This window comes from Streptococcus mitis (assembly GCF_047464035.1).
GTDB classification, from domain to species: Bacteria; Bacillota; Bacilli; order Lactobacillales; family Streptococcaceae; genus Streptococcus; species Streptococcus mitis_DX.
Genome location: NZ_JASHCQ010000032.1, coordinates 1 through 16,222, shown reverse-complemented (window position 1 = coordinate 16,222; position 16,222 = coordinate 1). Strand labels below are relative to the sequence as shown.

Genomic DNA, 16,222 nt, shown 5'->3' with positions numbered 1-16,222 from the left:
ATTGTAGACTATATTGATTACTACAACAACAAACGAATTAAGGTAAAACTAAAAGGACTTAGCCCTGTACAATACAGAACTAAATCCTTTGCTTAAATTAATTGTCTAACTTTTTGGGGTCAGTACATTTCTTGGGTATCTTTTTTAAAATAAACGGAAGATTTCTTGGGTATCTTTTTTAAAATAAACGGAAGACATGGGATTCGAACCCACGCACGCTGTTACACGCCTACCGCGTTTCCAACACGGCCTCTTAAGCCTCTTGAGTAATCTTCCAATACTTACTCAAATAGTCTACCATAAAGGCCCCTATCTTGCAATAAAAATTCTAGAAATAAGAAAAATGATAGATTTTGAAAGAAAATGATAAAAAATGCTTGACTTTGAAAGAAAGTGTGATAGAATGAATAGTGTAAACGATAACAGGAGGTGATTCAGTGTTAAAAACAGAGCGGAAACAACTGATTTTAGAGGAGTTAAATCAACATCATGTAGTTTCTCTAGAAAAATTAGTTAGTTTGCTAGAGACCTCAGAATCAACGGTTCGAAGAGACTTGGATGAGTTGGAAGCGGAAAACAAGCTTCGTCGCGTGCATGGTGGAGCAGAAATACCCCACTCCTTGCAGGAAGAAGAAACCATTCAAGAAAAATCTGTCAAAAACCTTCAAGAGAAGAAGTTGCTGGCTCAGAAAGCAGCCTCTCTCATCAAGGAACAAGATGTTATCTTTATCGATGCTGGAACAACGACAGCCTTTTTGATTCATGAATTGGTTAATAAGAATGTCACAGTCGTGACCAACTCTATTCACCATGCAGCTCAGTTGGTTGAAAAGCAGATTCCAACTGTCATGGTTGGAGGAAGTGTCAAGATGGCAACAGATGCTAGCATCGGGGGCGTTGCTCTTAACCAGATTAACCAATTGCACTTTGACCGTGCCTTTATCGGGATGAATGGTGTGGACGATGGCTATTATACGACTCCTGATATGGAGGAGGGAGCTGTTAAGCGTGCTATTTTAGAAAATGCCAAACAGACCTATGTCTTGGTGGATTCGTCAAAAATTGGACAAACTTGCTTTGCCAAGGTAGCACCACTCAAACGAGCTATTGTTATCACAAGTCAAGGGCATGAGCTCTTGCAGGCTATTAAGGAGAAAACGGAGGTAATAGAAGTATGATTTATACAGTCACACTCAATCCATCCATTGACTATATCGTTCGTTTGGACCAAGTCCAAGTCGGTAGTGTCAATCGTATGGACAGTGATGATAAGTTTGCTGGTGGGAAAGGAATCAATGTCAGTCGTGTCTTGAAACGCTTGGATATTCCAAATACAGCGATTGGATTTATCGGTGGCTTTACTGGTAAATTTATCACAGATACTTTGGCAGAGGAAGAAATCGAGACACGTTTTGTCCAAGTGGCAGAAGATACTCGTATCAATGTTAAAATCAAAGCAGACCAAGAAACAGAAATAAACGGGACTGGTCCAAATGTGGAACCAGCCCAGTTAGAAGAATTGAAAGCTATTTTGTCTAGTTTGACTGCAGAAGACACGGTTGTATTTGCGGGTTCAAGTGCTAAGAATCTAGGTAATGTTATCTACAAGGAGCTAATTGCCTTGACCCGTCAGACTGGTGCGCAGGTGGTTTGTGATTTTGAAGGACAGACCTTGATTGATAGTTTGGACTACCAGCCACTTCTTGTAAAACCAAACAATCACGAACTTGGAGCTATCTTTGGAGTGAAACTCGAAAGTTTAGATGAAATTGAAAAATATGCTCGTCAGTTACTGGCTAAAGGTGCTCAAAACGTCATTATCTCTATGGCTGGTGACGGTGCTCTTCTTGTCACATCTGAGGGAGCTTACTTCGCAAAACCTATCAAGGGAACAGTCAAAAATTCAGTTGGAGCTGGTGACTCTATGGTTGCCGGATTTACAGGTGAATTTGTCAAATCTAAAGATGCAGTAGAAGCCTTCAAATGGGGAGTGGCTTGTGGAACGGCAACCACCTTCTCAGATGATTTAGCAACAGCAGAATTTATTAAAGAAACATATGAAAAAGTTGAGGTAGAAAAAAGATGAAAATTCAAGACCTATTGAGAAAAGATGTTATGTTGCTGGATTTGCAGGCGACTGAAAAAACAGCTGTCATTGAAGAGATGATTAAAAGTTTAACAGACCACGGTTATGTGACAGATTTTGAAACCTTTAAAGAAGGAATTTTGGCGCGTGAAGCCTTGACTTCTACAGGTTTGGGTGACGGAATTGCTATGCCTCACAGCAAAAACGCAGCTGTCAAAGAAGCGACAGTTCTCTTTGCCAAGTCAAATAAGGGTGTTGACTACGAGAGCTTGGATGGGCAACCAACTGATCTTTTCTTTATGATTGCAGCTCCAGAAGGTGCCAATGACACCCACTTGGCAGCATTGGCAGAATTGTCTCAATACTTGATGAAAGACGGCTTTGCTGATAAACTTCGTCAAGTAACATCAGCTGACCAAGTTATCGAACTTTTTGACCAAGCTTCAGAAAAAACTGAAGAGCCTGTTCAAGTACCTGCTAATGAAACTGGTGACTTTATCGTAGCTGTTACAGCTTGTACAACAGGTATTGCCCACACTTACATGGCCCAAGAAGCTCTTCAAAAAGTGGCTGCTGAAATGGGTGTTGGAATTAAGGTCGAAACTAACGGTGCCAGTGGTGTTGGTAACCAACTAACTGCGGAAGACATTCGTAAGGCTAAAGCTGTTATCATCGCAGCAGACAAGGCAGTTGAAATGGATCGTTTCGATGGTAAACCATTGATCAATCGTCCGGTTGCTGACGGTATCCGTAAGACAGAAGAATTGATTAACTTGGCTCTTTCAGGAGATGCTGAAGTCTACCGTGCTGCTAATGGAGCCAAAGCTGCAACAGCCTCTAACGAAAAACAAAGCCTTGGTGGTGCCTTCTACAAACACTTGATGAGTGGTGTATCTCAAATGTTACCATTCGTTATCGGTGGTGGTATCATGATTGCCCTTGCCTTCTTGATTGACGGTGCTTTGGGTGTTCCAAATGAAAACCTTGGCAATCTTGGTTCTTACCATGAGTTAGCTTCTATGTTCATGAAAATTGGTGGTGCAGCCTTTGGCTTGATGCTCCCAGTCTTTGCAGGTTATGTTGCCTACTCTATCGCTGAAAAACCAGGTTTGGTAGCAGGTTTCGTGGCTGGTGCTATTGCTAAAGAAGGTTTTGCATTTGGTAAAATTCCTTATGCCGCAGGTGGTGAAGCAACTTCAACTCTTGCAGGTGTCTCATCTGGTTTCCTAGGTGCCCTTGTTGGTGGATTTATCGCAGGTGCTTTGGTTCTTGCTATCAAGAAATACGTTAAAGTTCCTCGTTCACTTGAAGGTGCAAAATCAATCCTTCTATTGCCACTTCTTGGAACAATCTTGACTGGATTTGTCATGCTAGCTGTGAATATCCCAATGGCAGCAATCAACACTGCTATGAATGACTTCCTAGGCGGTCTTGGAGGAGGTTCAGCTGTCCTTCTTGGTATCGTCCTTGGTGGAATGATGGCTGTTGACATGGGTGGACCAGTTAATAAAGCAGCCTATGTCTTTGGTACAGGTACGCTTGCAGCGACTGTTTCTTCAGGTGGTTCCGTAGCCATGGCAGCGGTTATGGCTGGAGGAATGGTGCCACCACTTGCCATCTTTGTCGCAACTCTTCTTTTCAAAGATAAATTTACCAAAGAAGAACGTAACTCTGGTTTGACAAACATCATCATGGGCTTGTCATTTATCACTGAGGGAGCGATTCCATTTGGTGCTGCTGACCCAGCTCGTGCGATCCCAAGCTTTATCCTTGGTTCAGCAGTAGCAGGAGGCCTCGTTGGTCTTACTGGTATCAAACTCATGGCGCCACACGGAGGAATCTTCGTTATCGCCCTTACTTCAAATACCCTTCTTTACCTCGTTTCTGTCTTGGTAGGAGCAATCGTAAGTGGTGTGGTCTATGGTTACTTACGCAAACCTCAAGCATAAAACTTAGATAGAAAATAAAAAGATTGGACCGTTTGGTGCAGTCTTTTTCTCTTTCCGAAATGCCTGTGAAATATGGTATAATGGAAGAATGGCAAACAAGAATACAAGTAAAACAAGACGGAGACCGTCTAAAGCAGAACTCGAAAGAAAAAAAGCGATTCAACGAATGTTGATTTCCTTGGGAATCGCGCTTTTATTGATTTTTGCGGCCTTTAAATTAGGGGCTGCAGGTATCACTCTTTACAATTTAATTCGCTTATTGGTGGGGAGCCTAGCTTATCTAGCAATATTTGGCCTTGTGCTCTATCTCTTCTTTTTCAAGTGGATACGAAAACAAGAAGGACTCTTATCTGGATTTTTCACCATATTTGCTGGCCTGCTCCTGATTTTTGAGGCCTACTTAGTTTGGAAATATGGTTTGGGCAAGTCCGTTCTAAAAGGAACCATGGCTCAGGTTGTGACGGATTTAACTGGTTTTCGAACGACCAGTTTTGCTGGTGGAGGCTTGATTGGTGTTGGACTCTATGTGCCAACAGCCTTTCTCTTCTCAAATATCGGCACTTACTTTATTGGTTCTATCTTGATTTTAGCAGGCGCTCTCCTAATCAGTCCTTGGTCTGTTTACGATATTGCTGAATTCTTCAGTAGAGGATTTGCCAAATGGCGAGAAGGGCATGAGCGTCGAAAAGAGGAACGCTTTGTTAAACAAGAAGAAAAAGCTCGCCAAAAGGCTGAGGAAGAGGCTAGATTAGAACAAGAAGAGGCTGAAAAAGCCTTACTCGATTTGCCTCCTATTGATATGGAAACAGGTGAAATTCTGACAGCAGATGTTGTGCCTGACGTTCCACCTTTTCCAGAAGAAGAGTGGGTAGAACCAGAAATCATCCTGCCTCAAGCTGAACTTGAATTCCCTGAACAGGGAGATAACTCTGATGACGAAGATGTTCAGGTCGATTTTTCAGCCAAGGAGGCTCTTGAATACAAACTTCCAAGCTTACAACTCTTTGCACCGGATAAACCCAAAGACCAGTCTAAAGAGAAGAAAATCGTTCGGGAAAATATCAAAATCCTAGAAGAAACCTTTGCTAGCTTTGGTATCAAGGTAACAGTTGAACGGGCTGAAATTGGCCCATCAGTGACTAAGTATGAAGTCAAACCAGCAGTGGGTGTACGGGTCAACCGCATTTCCAATCTAGCAGATGACCTCGCTCTAGCCTTGGCAGCCAAGGATGTCCGGATTGAAGCACCTATCCCAGGGAAATCCCTAGTCGGAATCGAAGTACCCAACTCTGAGATTGCGACTGTATCTTTCCGCGAACTATGGGAACAATCTCAAACAAAAGCAGAAAATCTCTTGGAAATTCCTTTAGGAAAGGCTGTTAATGGAACCGCAAGAGCTTTTGACCTTTCTAAAATGCCCCACTTGCTAGTTGCAGGTTCAACGGGTTCAGGGAAGTCAGTAGCGGTTAACGGCATTATCGCTAGCATTCTGATGAAAGCAAGACCCGACCAGGTCAAGTTTATGATGGTGGACCCTAAGATGGTTGAGTTGTCTGTTTACAATGATATTCCCCACCTCTTGATTCCAGTTGTGACCAATCCACGTAAGGCTAGCAAGGCTTTGCAAAAGGTCGTGGATGAAATGGAAAATCGTTATGAACTCTTTGCCAAGGTGGGAGTTCGGAATATTGCAGGTTTTAATGCCAAGGTAGAAGAGTTTAATGCTCAGTCTGAGTACAAGCAGGTTCCGCTACCACTCATTGTTGTAATTGTGGATGAGTTGGCTGACCTTATGATGGTAGCCAGCAAGGAAGTGGAAGATGCTATCATTCGTCTCGGACAGAAGGCGCGTGCTGCAGGTATCCACATGATTCTTGCAACCCAGCGTCCATCCGTTGACGTCATTTCTGGTCTGATCAAGGCCAATGTCCCATCTCGTGTCGCTTTCGCAGTTTCATCAGGAACAGACTCCCGTACTATTTTAGATGAAAATGGAGCTGAGAAACTGCTTGGACGTGGAGATATGCTCTTTAAACCAATCGATGAAAATCATCCAGTTCGTCTCCAAGGCTCCTTTATCTCGGATGATGATGTCGAACGTATCGTAAACTTCATCAAGGCTCAGGCTGATGCGGACTACGATGAGAGTTTTGATCCAGGTGAGGTTTCTGAAAATGAAGGTGAATTTTCAGATGGTGAATCTGGTGGTGACCCGCTCTTTGAAGAAGCCAAGGCTTTGGTCATTGAGACCCAGAAAGCCAGCGCATCTATGATTCAGCGTCGTTTATCAGTTGGATTTAACCGTGCGACCCGCCTTATGGAAGAACTTGAGATGGCAGGTGTCATTGGCCCAGCTGAAGGTACCAAACCAAGAAAAGTTTTACAACAATAAAAAAATAGCTTCTTTCCAAGCTTGGAAGGAGGCTATTTTAGTGATTATTGATTAGTTTTATTTTCCGAAGTTGGAGTATTATTGGACTGTTTTTCACTATCAGTGGCAGGTTTACTTGGAGTAGGAGTAGAAGAATCCTGAGTTGCTGTTTTCTGCTCTTCTTTTTTCTCTTCCTTGACGCTGGATTTTGGCGTTTCCTCTTGCTGTGTTTTTTCTTGGGTAGTGTTAGTTTCCTTATTGGGACTAGTGTTTTCCTGAGGGGATTCCTTTTGAATTTCTTTGACAATTGTTGTCGTCTGGGTTGTCGTAGGTTCTTTTTTAGTATTTTTGTTATTATCCAAGGCGTTCATGATAGTGATACTAGCAGTAATTAAGCCAAGGATACTAGCGATAGTAGCAACGGTTTTTTGAAAGACTGTAAAGCCTTTTTTGATGTGTTCTGTTTTTGGTTTTGAAGTTCTACGATAATTAGACATACATTCTCTCCTTTGATTAAAACTTATTATACCGCATTTCTTTAAAAAAATCTTAAAAAAAGAGGAATTGCCCTTTCTTGTCGCAGGCTCCGTTTCATGATACAATAGAAGGAGTGATTTTAGAAAGCGTGAGAAAACATGATTTACTTTGATAATTCGGCGACGACAAAGCCCTATCCAGAAGCCCTTGAAACCTATATGCAGGTGGCTTCAAAAATTTTAGGAAACCCATCTAGTCTCCATCGTTTGGGAGACCAGGCAACACGAATTTTAGATGCTTCCCGTCAGCAAATTGCAGATTTAATTGGCAAGAAAAGTGATGAAATCTTCTTTACTTCTGGTGGAACAGAAGGGGATAACTGGGTTATCAAGGGTGTGGCCTTTGAAAAAGCCCAGTTTGGCAAGCACATCATCGTATCAGCCATTGAACATCCGGCAGTCAAAGAGTCAGCCCTTTGGTTGAAAAATCAAGGGTTTGAGGTAGATTTTGCTCCAGTTGATAACAAAGGATTTGTAGACGTTGAGGCACTAGCAGATTTGATAAGACCTGATACGACCCTCGTTTCCGTCATGGCTGTGAACAATGAAATCGGTTCTGTTCAGCCCATTGAGGCTATTTCAGAACTGTTAGCAGACAAGCCGACTATTTCCTTCCACGTTGATGCGGTTCAGGCACTTGCCAAGATTCCGACTGAAAAGTATCTGACAGAACGAGTGGATTTTGCGACTTTCTCTAGTCACAAGTTTCACGGAGTTCGAGGTGTTGGATTTGTCTATATCAAGTCTGGCAAGAAGATTACACCTCTGTTGACTGGTGGTGGTCAGGAGCGTGATTATCGTTCAACAACTGAAAATGTGGCAGGAATTGCAGCGACAGCCAAGGCTCTCCGTTTGTCTATGGAAAAGCTAGGTTTCTTTACTAGCAAGACTGGGCAGATGAAGGCAGTGATTCGCCAAGCCCTTCTGGACTATCCAGATATTTTTGTCTTTTCAGATGAGGAAGACTTTGCCCCTCATATTCTGACTTTTGGAATCAAGGGTGTTCGCGGTGAAGTCATTGTTCATGCCTTTGAAGACTATGATATTTTCATCTCAACGACCTCTGCTTGTTCATCCAAGGCAGGGAAGCCTGCAGGGACTTTGATTGCCATGGGAGTGGACAAGGATAAGGCCCAGTCAGCTGTACGTTTAAGCCTAGACCTTGAAAATGATATGAGTCAGATTGAGCAGTTTTTGACCAAGTTAAAATTGATTTACAATCAAACTAGAAAAGTAAGATAGGAGCATTCATGCAGTATTCAGAAATTATGATTCGCTACGGTGAGCTGTCAACCAAAGGCAAAAACCGTATGCGTTTCATCAATAAACTTCGCAATAATATTTCAGACGTTTTGTCTATCTATCCCCAAGTTAAGGTAACAGCAGATCGTGACCGTGCCCACGCTTACCTCAATGGAGCAGATTACACAGCAGTAGCAGAATCGCTCAAACAAGTTTTTGGAATTCAAAACTTTTCCCCTGTTTATAAGGTTGAAAAATCTGTAGAAGTTTTGAAGTCTTCTGTCCAAGAGATTATGCAGGACATCTACAAGGAAGGCATGACCTTTAAAATCTCTAGCAAGCGTAGCGACCACAACTTTGAACTTGACAGTCGTGAACTCAACCAAACGCTTGGAGGAGCTGTTTTCGAAGCAATTCCAAACGTACAAGCTCAAATGAAAAGTCCTGATATCAATCTCCAAGTGGAGATTCGAGAAGAGGCAGCCTACCTTTCTTATGAAACCATTCGTGGGGCTGGTGGTTTGCCAGTTGGAACTTCAGGTAAAGGTATGCTCATGTTGTCAGGAGGGATCGACTCACCTGTAGCAGGTTATCTTGCTCTTAAACGTGGGGTAGATATTGAGGCAGTTCACTTTGCCAGCCCACCTTACACCAGTCCTGGTGCTCTTAAAAAAGCCCAAGACTTGACCCGTAAATTGACCAAGTTTGGGGGAAATATCCAGTTTATCGAAGTTCCTTTCACAGAGATTCAAGAGGAAATTAAGGTCAAGGCGCCGGAAGCTTATTTGATGACTCTAACTCGTCGCTTTATGATGCGGATTACCGACCGTATTCGTGAGGTACGAAATGGTTTGGTTATCATCAATGGGGAAAGTCTAGGTCAAGTAGCCAGCCAAACCCTTGAAAGTATGCAGGCTATCAATGCTGTTACCAACACTCCCATCATCCGTCCAGTTGTGACCATGGATAAGTTGGAAATCATCGATATTGCACAAGAAATTGATACCTTTGACATTTCTATCCAGCCTTTTGAGGACTGTTGTACGATTTTTGCACCTGACCGTCCGAAAACAAATCCTAAGATTAAGAATGCCGAGCAGTACGAAGCGCGTATGGATGTTGAAGGCTTGGTTGAGCGAGCAGTGGCTGGAATCATGATCACTGAAATCACACCTCAAGCTGAAAAAGATGAAGTGGATGACTTGATTGACAATCTGCTCTAATCAGAAAATCCAAAAGAATTTAGAAAATTAAATGAAAAAGTTAGTTTTTAATTCCAAAAACGGAAGCAAAACTAACTTTTTTTCTATTTTTATGGTATAATGAGATAAAATTTTGAATATAGAGAGTTTTCTGACAATGAATCAATCCTACTTTTATTTAAAAATGAAAGAACACAAACTCAAGGTTCCTTATACAGGTAAGGAACGCCGTGTACGTGTTCTTCTTCCTAAAGATTATGAGAAAGACACGGATCGTTCCTATCCTGTTGTTTACTTTCATGACGGGCAAAATGTTTTTTATAGCAAGGAGTCTTTCATTGGCCATTCATGGAAGATTATCCCAGCTATTAAGCGAAATCCTGATATCAGTCGCATGATTGTCGTTGCCATTGACAATGATGGTATGGGGCGGATGAATGAGTATGCGGCTTGGAAGTTCCAAGAATCTCCTATCTCAGGGCAGCAGTTTGGTGGTAAGGGTGTGGAGTATGCCGAGTTTGTCATGGAGGTGGTCAAACCTTTTATCGATGAGACCTACCGTACTAAAGCTGACCGCCAGCATACGGCTATGATTGGCTCATCACTAGGCGGCAATATTACCCAGTTTATCGGTTTGGAATACCAAGACCAAATTGGTTGTCTAGGCGTCTTTTCATCTGCTAACTGGCTTCACCAAGACGCCTTTAATCGCTATATTGAACTCCAGAAATTATTGCCTGACCAGCGTATCTTTATCTATGTTGGAACAGAAGAAGCAGATGATACGGACAAAACCCTGATGGCTGGTAATATCAAACAAGCCTATATCGATTCGTCTCTTCGGTATTACCATGATTTGATAGCAGGTGGGGTACACTTAGATAATCTTGTCTTGAAAGTTCAGTCTGGTGCCATCCATAGTGAGATTCCATGGTCGGAAAATTTACCAGACTGTCTGAGATTTTTTGCAGAGAAATGGTAAGTTAGGAAAGGAGAAAGATAATGCATATTGAAAACCTCAGCCACTGGAGTGGTCACCTCAACCGTGAAATGTACCTCAACCGTTATGGACATGCTGGGATTCCAGTTGTGGTTTTTGCTTCATCAGGTGGTAGTCACAACGAATACTATGATTTTGGCATGATTGATGCCTGTGCTTCTTTTATCGAGGAAGGCCGTGTCCAGTTCTTTACCCTATCCAGTGTTGACAGTGAGAGCTGGTTGGCCACTTGGAAAAATGGTCACGACCAAGCGGAAATGCACCGTGCCTACGAGCGCTATGTGATTGATGAGGCAATTCCTTTTATCAAGCACAAGACAGGTTGGTTTGATGGTATGATGACGACAGGTTGCTCCATGGGCGCCTACCATGCAGTCAACTTTTTCCTCCAACATCCAGATGTCTTTACCAAGGTGATTGCTCTCAGTGGTGTTTACGACGCACGTTTCTTTGTCGGCGATTACTACAATGACGATGCTATTTACCAAAACTCGCCAGTAGATTATATCTGGAACCAGAACGACGGCTGGTTTATTGACCGTTATCGTCAGGCAGAGATTGTGCTGTGTACGGGTCTTGGTGCATGGGAACAAGACGGTCTACCATCCTTTTACAAGCTCAAAGAAGCCTTTGACCAGAAACAAATTCCAGCCTGGTTTGCTGAATGGGGACACGATGTCGCCCACGACTGGGAATGGTGGCGCAAACAAATGCCTTATTTCCTTGGAAATCTCTATTTATAAAAGGAGTTACCTATGAATTACCTTGTTATTTCTCCCTACTATCCGCAAAACTTTCAACAGTTTACAATTGAGCTAGCTAATAAAGGTATCACAGTCTTGGGAATTGGTCAAGAACCATATGAGCAATTGGATGAACCTTTACGTAATAGCTTGACCGAGTATTTCCGTGTAGATAATCTTGAGAACATAGACGAAGTCAAACGTGCAGTTGCTTTTCTCTTTTATAAACATGGCCCAATTGACCGCATCGAGTCTCACAATGAATACTGGCTTGAGCTGGATGCAACACTCAGAGAACAATTCAATGTCTTTGGTGCCAAACCAGAGGATCTCAAAAAGACGAAATTTAAGTCTGAAATGAAGAAACTTTTCAAAAAAGCAGGTGTCCCCGTGGTACCTGGAGCTGTTATCAAGACGGAAGCAGATGTTGATCAAGCTGTGAAAGAAATCGGCCTTCCAATGATTGCCAAACCTGATAATGGAGTGGGCGCAGCGGCCACCTTCAAGCTTGAGACAGAAGACGATATCAATCACTTCAAGCAAGAATGGGACCATTCGACCGTTTATTTCTTTGAGAAATTTGTCACGTCTAGTGAAATCTGTACCTTTGATGGTCTTGTGGACAAGGATGGTAAAATCGTCTTTTCAACGACCTTTGACTACGCCTATACACCACTTGATCTCATGATTTACAAGATGGACAATTCCTACTATGTGCTCAAGGATATGGATCCTAAACTGCGCAAATATGGTGAAGCGATTGTTAAGGAATTTGGTATGAAAGAACGTTTCTTCCATATCGAGTTTTTCCGTGAAGGGGATGATTACATCGCTATTGAGTACAATAATCGTCCTGCAGGTGGTTTCACAATTGATGTTTATAATTTTGCTCATTCCTTGGATCTCTATCGTGGCTATGCAGCTATTGTCGCAGGAGAAGAGTTTCCAGCGTCAGACTTTGAACCTCAGTATTGTTTGGCTACATCACGTCGTGCAAATGCTCACTATGTCTATTCTGAGGAGGACTTGCTTGCTAAATACAGCCAGCAGTTCAAGGTTAAAAAAATCATGCCAGCTGCCTTTGCGGAACTTCAAGGAGATTACCTTTATATGCTGACAACTCCGAGTCGACAAGAAATGGAGCAAATGATTGCAGATTTCGGACAACGTCAAGAATAAGAACTTTCGGATTAAGGAAAATTACTCCCTTAATCCTTTTGTTTTTTATAAGAAATAAAACCGCTTTCTCATATATTCTTTTAGAAAACATATTGCTAAAAGATATAAAAATTGATAGAATAAGGATTGTCTAAAAAATTTTAAGGAGAATCTATCAAATGGATTTCACATGGGCAATTAAATATGCCACTGAATTTTTGGCCACTGCTATTTTGATCATTCTTGGAAATGGTGCAGTTGCCAACGTTGAACTTAAAGGTACGAAAGGTCACCAAAGTGGCTGGATCGTTATCGCTGTTGGTTATGGTATGGGGGTTATGATTCCAGCCTTGATGTTTGGTAACGTCTCAGGTAACCACATCAACCCAGCCTTCACTCTTGGACTTGCGATCAGCGGTCTCTTCCCTTGGGCACAAGTAGCGCCTTATATCATTGCACAAGTTTTGGGTGCTATCTTTGGTCAAGCCTTGGTTGTGGCAACACACCGCCCATATTACTTGAAAACTGAAAATCCAAACAATATCTTGGGTACTTTCTCAACCATTTCAAGTTTGGATAATGGTACAAAAGAAGCACGTTTCGCAGCAACTGTTAACGGTTTTGTAAACGAGTTTGTTGGTTCATTTGTTCTTTTCTTTGCAGCTCTTGGAATGACTAAAAACTTCTTTGGTGCTGAACTAGTATCAAAAGCACAAGCAGCTATCAATGCTCAAGTTGCTCAAGCAACTACTCAAGGTCAAACAATTCCTCAAGAGCAAGTAACAGCAGCACTTGACCAAGCTAAAGAACAAGTGGCACCATTTATGACATCTGGTCTTGGAATTGCTCACTTGGCACTTGGATTCCTTGTTATGGCCTTGGTAACATCACTTGGTGGACCTACAGGACCTGCCTTGAACCCAGCCCGTGACTTGGGACCACGTCTCCTTCATGCTTTCCTTCCAAAATCAGTTCTTGGTGAGCACAAAGGTGATTCAAAATGGTGGTACTCTTGGGTACCAGTAGTAGCACCGATCGCAGCAGCAATTGCGGCAGTAGCTATCTTCAAATTCCTTTACCTATAAGACATTGAAACCGGGGAAATCCTCGGTTTTTTTATATGAAATTTTTACGAAAAATCGGTAAATTTGAGCATAATATCTTGTAAAAAATTCTAAAATCCTTTAAAATAAAAGAGTTGGAGGAATTTATGAATGTAAATCAAATTGTACGGATTATTCCTACTTTAAAAGTTAATAATAGAAAATTAAATGAAACATTTTATATTGAAACCCTTGGTATGAAGGCCTTGTTAGAAGAATCGGCCTTTCTATCACTAGGTGATCAAACAGGTCTAGAAAAGCTGGTTTTAGAAGAATCTCCAAGTATGCGAACTCGTAAGGTAGAGGGAAGAAAAAAGCTGGCTAGATTGATTGTCAAGGTAGAAAATCCTTTGGAAATTGAAGGACTATTATCTAAAACAGATTCGATTCGTCAATTATATAAGGGGAATAATGGCTACGCATTTGAAGTTTTCTCACCAGAAGATGATTTAATTTTGATTCATGCAGAAGATGATAGAGCCAGTCTAGTAGAAGTAGAAGAAAAGCCTGAATTTCGAACAGATTTGGAATCAATTTCTTTGAGTAAGTTTGAGATTTCTATGGAATTACACCTTCCAACTGATATCGAAAGTTTCTTGGAATCATCTGAAATGGGGGCATCACTTGATTTTATCCCAGCTCAGGGGCAGGATTTGACTGTGGACAATACGGTTACTTGGGACTTATCTATGCTTAAGTTCTTGGTCAATGAATTAGACATAGCAAGTCTTCGTAAGAGATTTGAGTCTACCGAATATTTTATTCCTAAGTCTAAAAAATTCTTCCTTGGAAAAGATAGAAATAATGTTGAATTGTGGTTTGAAGAAGTATGAAGTGGACCAAGATTATTAAAAAAATAGAAGAACAAATCGAGGCAGGGATTTATCCCGGAGCCTCTTTTGCGTATTTTAAGGACAATCAATGGACGGAGGTCTATGTCGGCCAGAGTGACCCAGAGCATGGCCTACAGACTGAGGTAGGACTTGTTTATGACCTAGCTAGTGTTAGCAAGGTTGTTGGAGTTGGCACAGTTTTTACTTTTTTGTGGGAAAAAGGCAAATTAGATATTGATAGACCGGTAACAGATTTTTTAGCTGAGAGTGATTATTCAGACATCACTATTCGCCAGCTCTTAACTCACGCTACAAATCTTGATCCGTTTATTCCTAATCGTGATCTTTTAACAGCCCCTGAATTAAAGAAAGCGATGTTTCATCTCAACAGACGAAGTCAGCCAGCCTTTCTTTATTCGGATGTCCATTTTTTGCTTTTGGGCTTTATTTTGGAAAGAATATTTAATCAAGACCTGGATGTAATTTTACAAGAACAAGTTTTGAAACCTTGGGGAATGAATGAAACCCAGTTTGGGCCTGTTGAGCTTGCTGTTCCAACAGTCAGAGGTGTAGAGGCAGGCATAGTGCATGATCCCAAAGCTCGTCTCTTGGGCAGACATGCTGGTAGTGCTGGTTTGTTTTCGACTGTGAAGGATTTACAAATCTTTTTAGAACACTATTTAGAGGACGATTTTTCAAGAGATTTGAGTCAAAATTTTTCTCCTTTGAATGACAAGGAACGTTCTTTAGCATGGAATTTGGAAGGAGACTGGCTAGACCATACGGGCTATACAGGTACCTTTATCATGTGGAATCGTCAGAAGCAAGAAGCGGCTATTTTTCTATCGAATCGTACCTATGAAAAGGATGAGAGGGCTCAATGGATTTTAGACCGCAATCAAGTGATGGACTTGATTCGTAAAGAAGAGTAAGGAGAGACATGTCAAATAGTTTAAAAGGGACTCTATTAACAGTTGTTGCTGGTATTGCTTGGGGCTTGTCAGGAACGAGTGGCCAGTATCTGATGGCACACGGAATTTCGGCGTTGGTCTTGACCAACTTACGCCTTTTAATAGCCGGTGGAATTCTCATGTTCTTGGCTTATGCTACTGCAAAGGATAAAATGCTGGCCTTTTTAAAGGATAGAAAAAGTTTGTTGTCTCTTCTCGTTTTTGCTCTGATTGGTCTTTTTCTCAATCAATTTGCCTATTTGTCTGCAATTCAGGAAACCAATGCAGGTACCGCAACAGTGCTTCAGTATGTTTGTCCTGTTGGGATTTTGATTTATAGCTGTATCAAAGATAAGGTGGCACCGACACTGGGAGAGATAGTTTCTATCATATTAGCTATCGGAGGGACCTTTCTTATTGCAACCCATGGTCAGTTGGACCAGTTATCTATTACACATTCTGGCCTATTTTGGGGTCTCTTTTCTGCCTTGACTTATGCTCTGTATATCATTTTGCCCATATCCTTGATTAAGAAGTGGGGGAGCAGTTTGGTCATAGGTGTGGGAATGGTCATAGCAGGTTTGGTCGCCCTTCCTTTTACAGGGGTTCTACAGACCACTATACCGACTAGTCTTGATTTTCTCCTTGCGTTTGCGGGCATTATCCTTATCGGGACTGTCTTTGCTTATACAGCCTTCTTAAAGGGAGCCAGTTTGATTGGACCAGTTAAGTCAAGCTTGTTGGCTTCGATCGAGCCAATTTCGGCGGTTTTCTTTGCCTTTCTAATCATGAATGAACAATTTTATCCCATTGATTTTCTTGGTATGGCAATGATATTGTTTGCTGTAACTCTGATTTCTTTGAAAGATTTACTCTTGGAAAAATAAAAAGACTCTTTGTCCGTGATGACAGAGAGTTTTTTCGGCTCTATAATATTTGTAGTGGGTAACCCCCTATAGATATTATAGAGCCGATTTTTGTGTAGAAAAAAAGTCCCATAAGATCTATAATGAAAAGCGATCAAACAACTCATTAGAAAGATTCATATG

The 16,222-nt window shown here is 41.6% G+C and carries 15 protein-coding genes and 1 tRNA gene; 14 read left to right on the top strand and 2 right to left on the bottom strand.

All coding sequences use genetic code 11. From position 1 onward, the window contains the following. On the top strand, positions 1–96 hold a 96-nt coding region (locus tag QM818_RS08300), incomplete at its 5' end, for an IS3 family transposase (protein WP_195327149.1). 92 nt (positions 97–188) lie between these two features. Here QM818_RS08300 and QM818_RS08295 read toward each other — a convergent pair. Then, positions 189–276: transfer RNA gene (locus QM818_RS08295), tRNA-Ser, on the bottom strand. Positions 277–437: 161 nt separating this feature from the next. Here QM818_RS08295 and QM818_RS08290 point away from each other — a divergent pair. The 4 genes from QM818_RS08290 to QM818_RS08275 all read left to right on the top strand — a co-directional run bounded on the left by QM818_RS08290 (position 438) and on the right by QM818_RS08275 (position 6,427). Further along, the gene (locus QM818_RS08290; RefSeq protein WP_261075277.1) at positions 438–1,178 is read left to right on the top strand and encodes a DeoR/GlpR family DNA-binding transcription regulator; all 741 of its coding nucleotides are present in this window, start codon (positions 438–440) and stop codon (positions 1,176–1,178) included. Beyond that, on the top strand, positions 1,175–2,086 hold the full coding sequence (gene pfkB / locus QM818_RS08285; RefSeq protein ID WP_414300154.1) for a 1-phosphofructokinase: 912 nt from the start codon (positions 1,175–1,177) through the stop codon (positions 2,084–2,086). Before QM818_RS08290 ends, pfkB begins: the two co-directional genes overlap by 4 nt. Beyond that, a complete protein-coding gene (locus QM818_RS08280; protein ID WP_414300153.1) occupies positions 2,083–4,035 on the top strand; it encodes a fructose-specific PTS transporter subunit EIIC in 1,953 nt (650 codons plus the stop codon). Before pfkB ends, QM818_RS08280 begins: the two co-directional genes overlap by 4 nt. 88 nt (positions 4,036–4,123) lie before the next feature. Next, entirely contained in the window at positions 4,124–6,427 is a 2,304-nt protein-coding gene (locus tag QM818_RS08275) for a DNA translocase FtsK (protein ID WP_414300152.1), read from the top strand. A gap of 44 nt (positions 6,428–6,471) precedes the next feature. On the opposite strand, the gene QM818_RS08270 is transcribed toward QM818_RS08275, so the two are convergent. Then, positions 6,472–6,903, bottom strand: coding sequence for a DUF6556 family protein (locus QM818_RS08270; RefSeq protein ID WP_414300151.1), 432 nt, complete (start codon positions 6,901–6,903; stop codon positions 6,472–6,474). Positions 6,904–7,041: 138 nt separating this feature from the next. Here QM818_RS08270 and QM818_RS08265 point away from each other — a divergent pair, with 138 nt between their 5' ends. The 9 genes from QM818_RS08265 to QM818_RS08225 all read left to right on the top strand — a co-directional run bounded on the left by QM818_RS08265 (position 7,042) and on the right by QM818_RS08225 (position 16,060). Beyond that, positions 7,042–8,184, top strand: a complete 1,143-nt coding sequence (locus QM818_RS08265; RefSeq protein ID WP_414300150.1) for a cysteine desulfurase family protein — start codon at positions 7,042–7,044, stop codon at positions 8,182–8,184. Positions 8,185–8,192: 8 nt separating this feature from the next. After that, entirely contained in the window at positions 8,193–9,407 is a 1,215-nt protein-coding gene (thiI, locus tag QM818_RS08260; protein ID WP_261032564.1) for a tRNA uracil 4-sulfurtransferase ThiI, read from the top strand. A 136-nt stretch (positions 9,408–9,543) separates the two neighbouring features. Next, on the top strand, positions 9,544–10,368 hold the full coding sequence (locus QM818_RS08255; RefSeq protein ID WP_001076722.1) for an alpha/beta hydrolase: 825 nt from the start codon (positions 9,544–9,546) through the stop codon (positions 10,366–10,368). Positions 10,369–10,388: 20 nt separating this feature from the next. Further along, complete coding sequence (locus QM818_RS08250) at positions 10,389–11,129, top strand: esterase family protein (RefSeq protein ID WP_261052613.1); 741 nt, start codon at positions 10,389–10,391, stop codon at positions 11,127–11,129. 12 nt (positions 11,130–11,141) lie between these two features. Beyond that, the gene (locus QM818_RS08245) at positions 11,142–12,308 is read left to right on the top strand and encodes an ATP-grasp domain-containing protein (protein WP_414300149.1); all 1,167 of its coding nucleotides are present in this window, start codon (positions 11,142–11,144) and stop codon (positions 12,306–12,308) included. A 158-nt stretch (positions 12,309–12,466) separates the two neighbouring features. Further along, positions 12,467–13,372: an aquaglyceroporin Gla gene (gla, locus tag QM818_RS08240; protein WP_125386017.1), complete on the top strand. Its 906-nt coding sequence runs from the start codon at positions 12,467–12,469 to the stop codon at positions 13,370–13,372. A 125-nt stretch (positions 13,373–13,497) separates the two neighbouring features. Then, complete coding sequence (locus QM818_RS08235) at positions 13,498–14,223, top strand: CppA N-terminal domain-containing protein (protein ID WP_414300148.1); 726 nt, start codon at positions 13,498–13,500, stop codon at positions 14,221–14,223. Further along, entirely contained in the window at positions 14,220–15,155 is a 936-nt protein-coding gene (locus tag QM818_RS08230) for a serine hydrolase domain-containing protein (RefSeq protein WP_414300147.1), read from the top strand. Before QM818_RS08235 ends, QM818_RS08230 begins: the two co-directional genes overlap by 4 nt. Positions 15,156–15,163: 8 nt before the next feature. After that, positions 15,164–16,060 (top strand): DMT family transporter, encoded by an 897-nt coding sequence (locus tag QM818_RS08225; protein ID WP_414300146.1) that lies wholly within the window; start codon positions 15,164–15,166, stop codon positions 16,058–16,060. Positions 16,061–16,222: the final 162 nt, after the last annotated feature.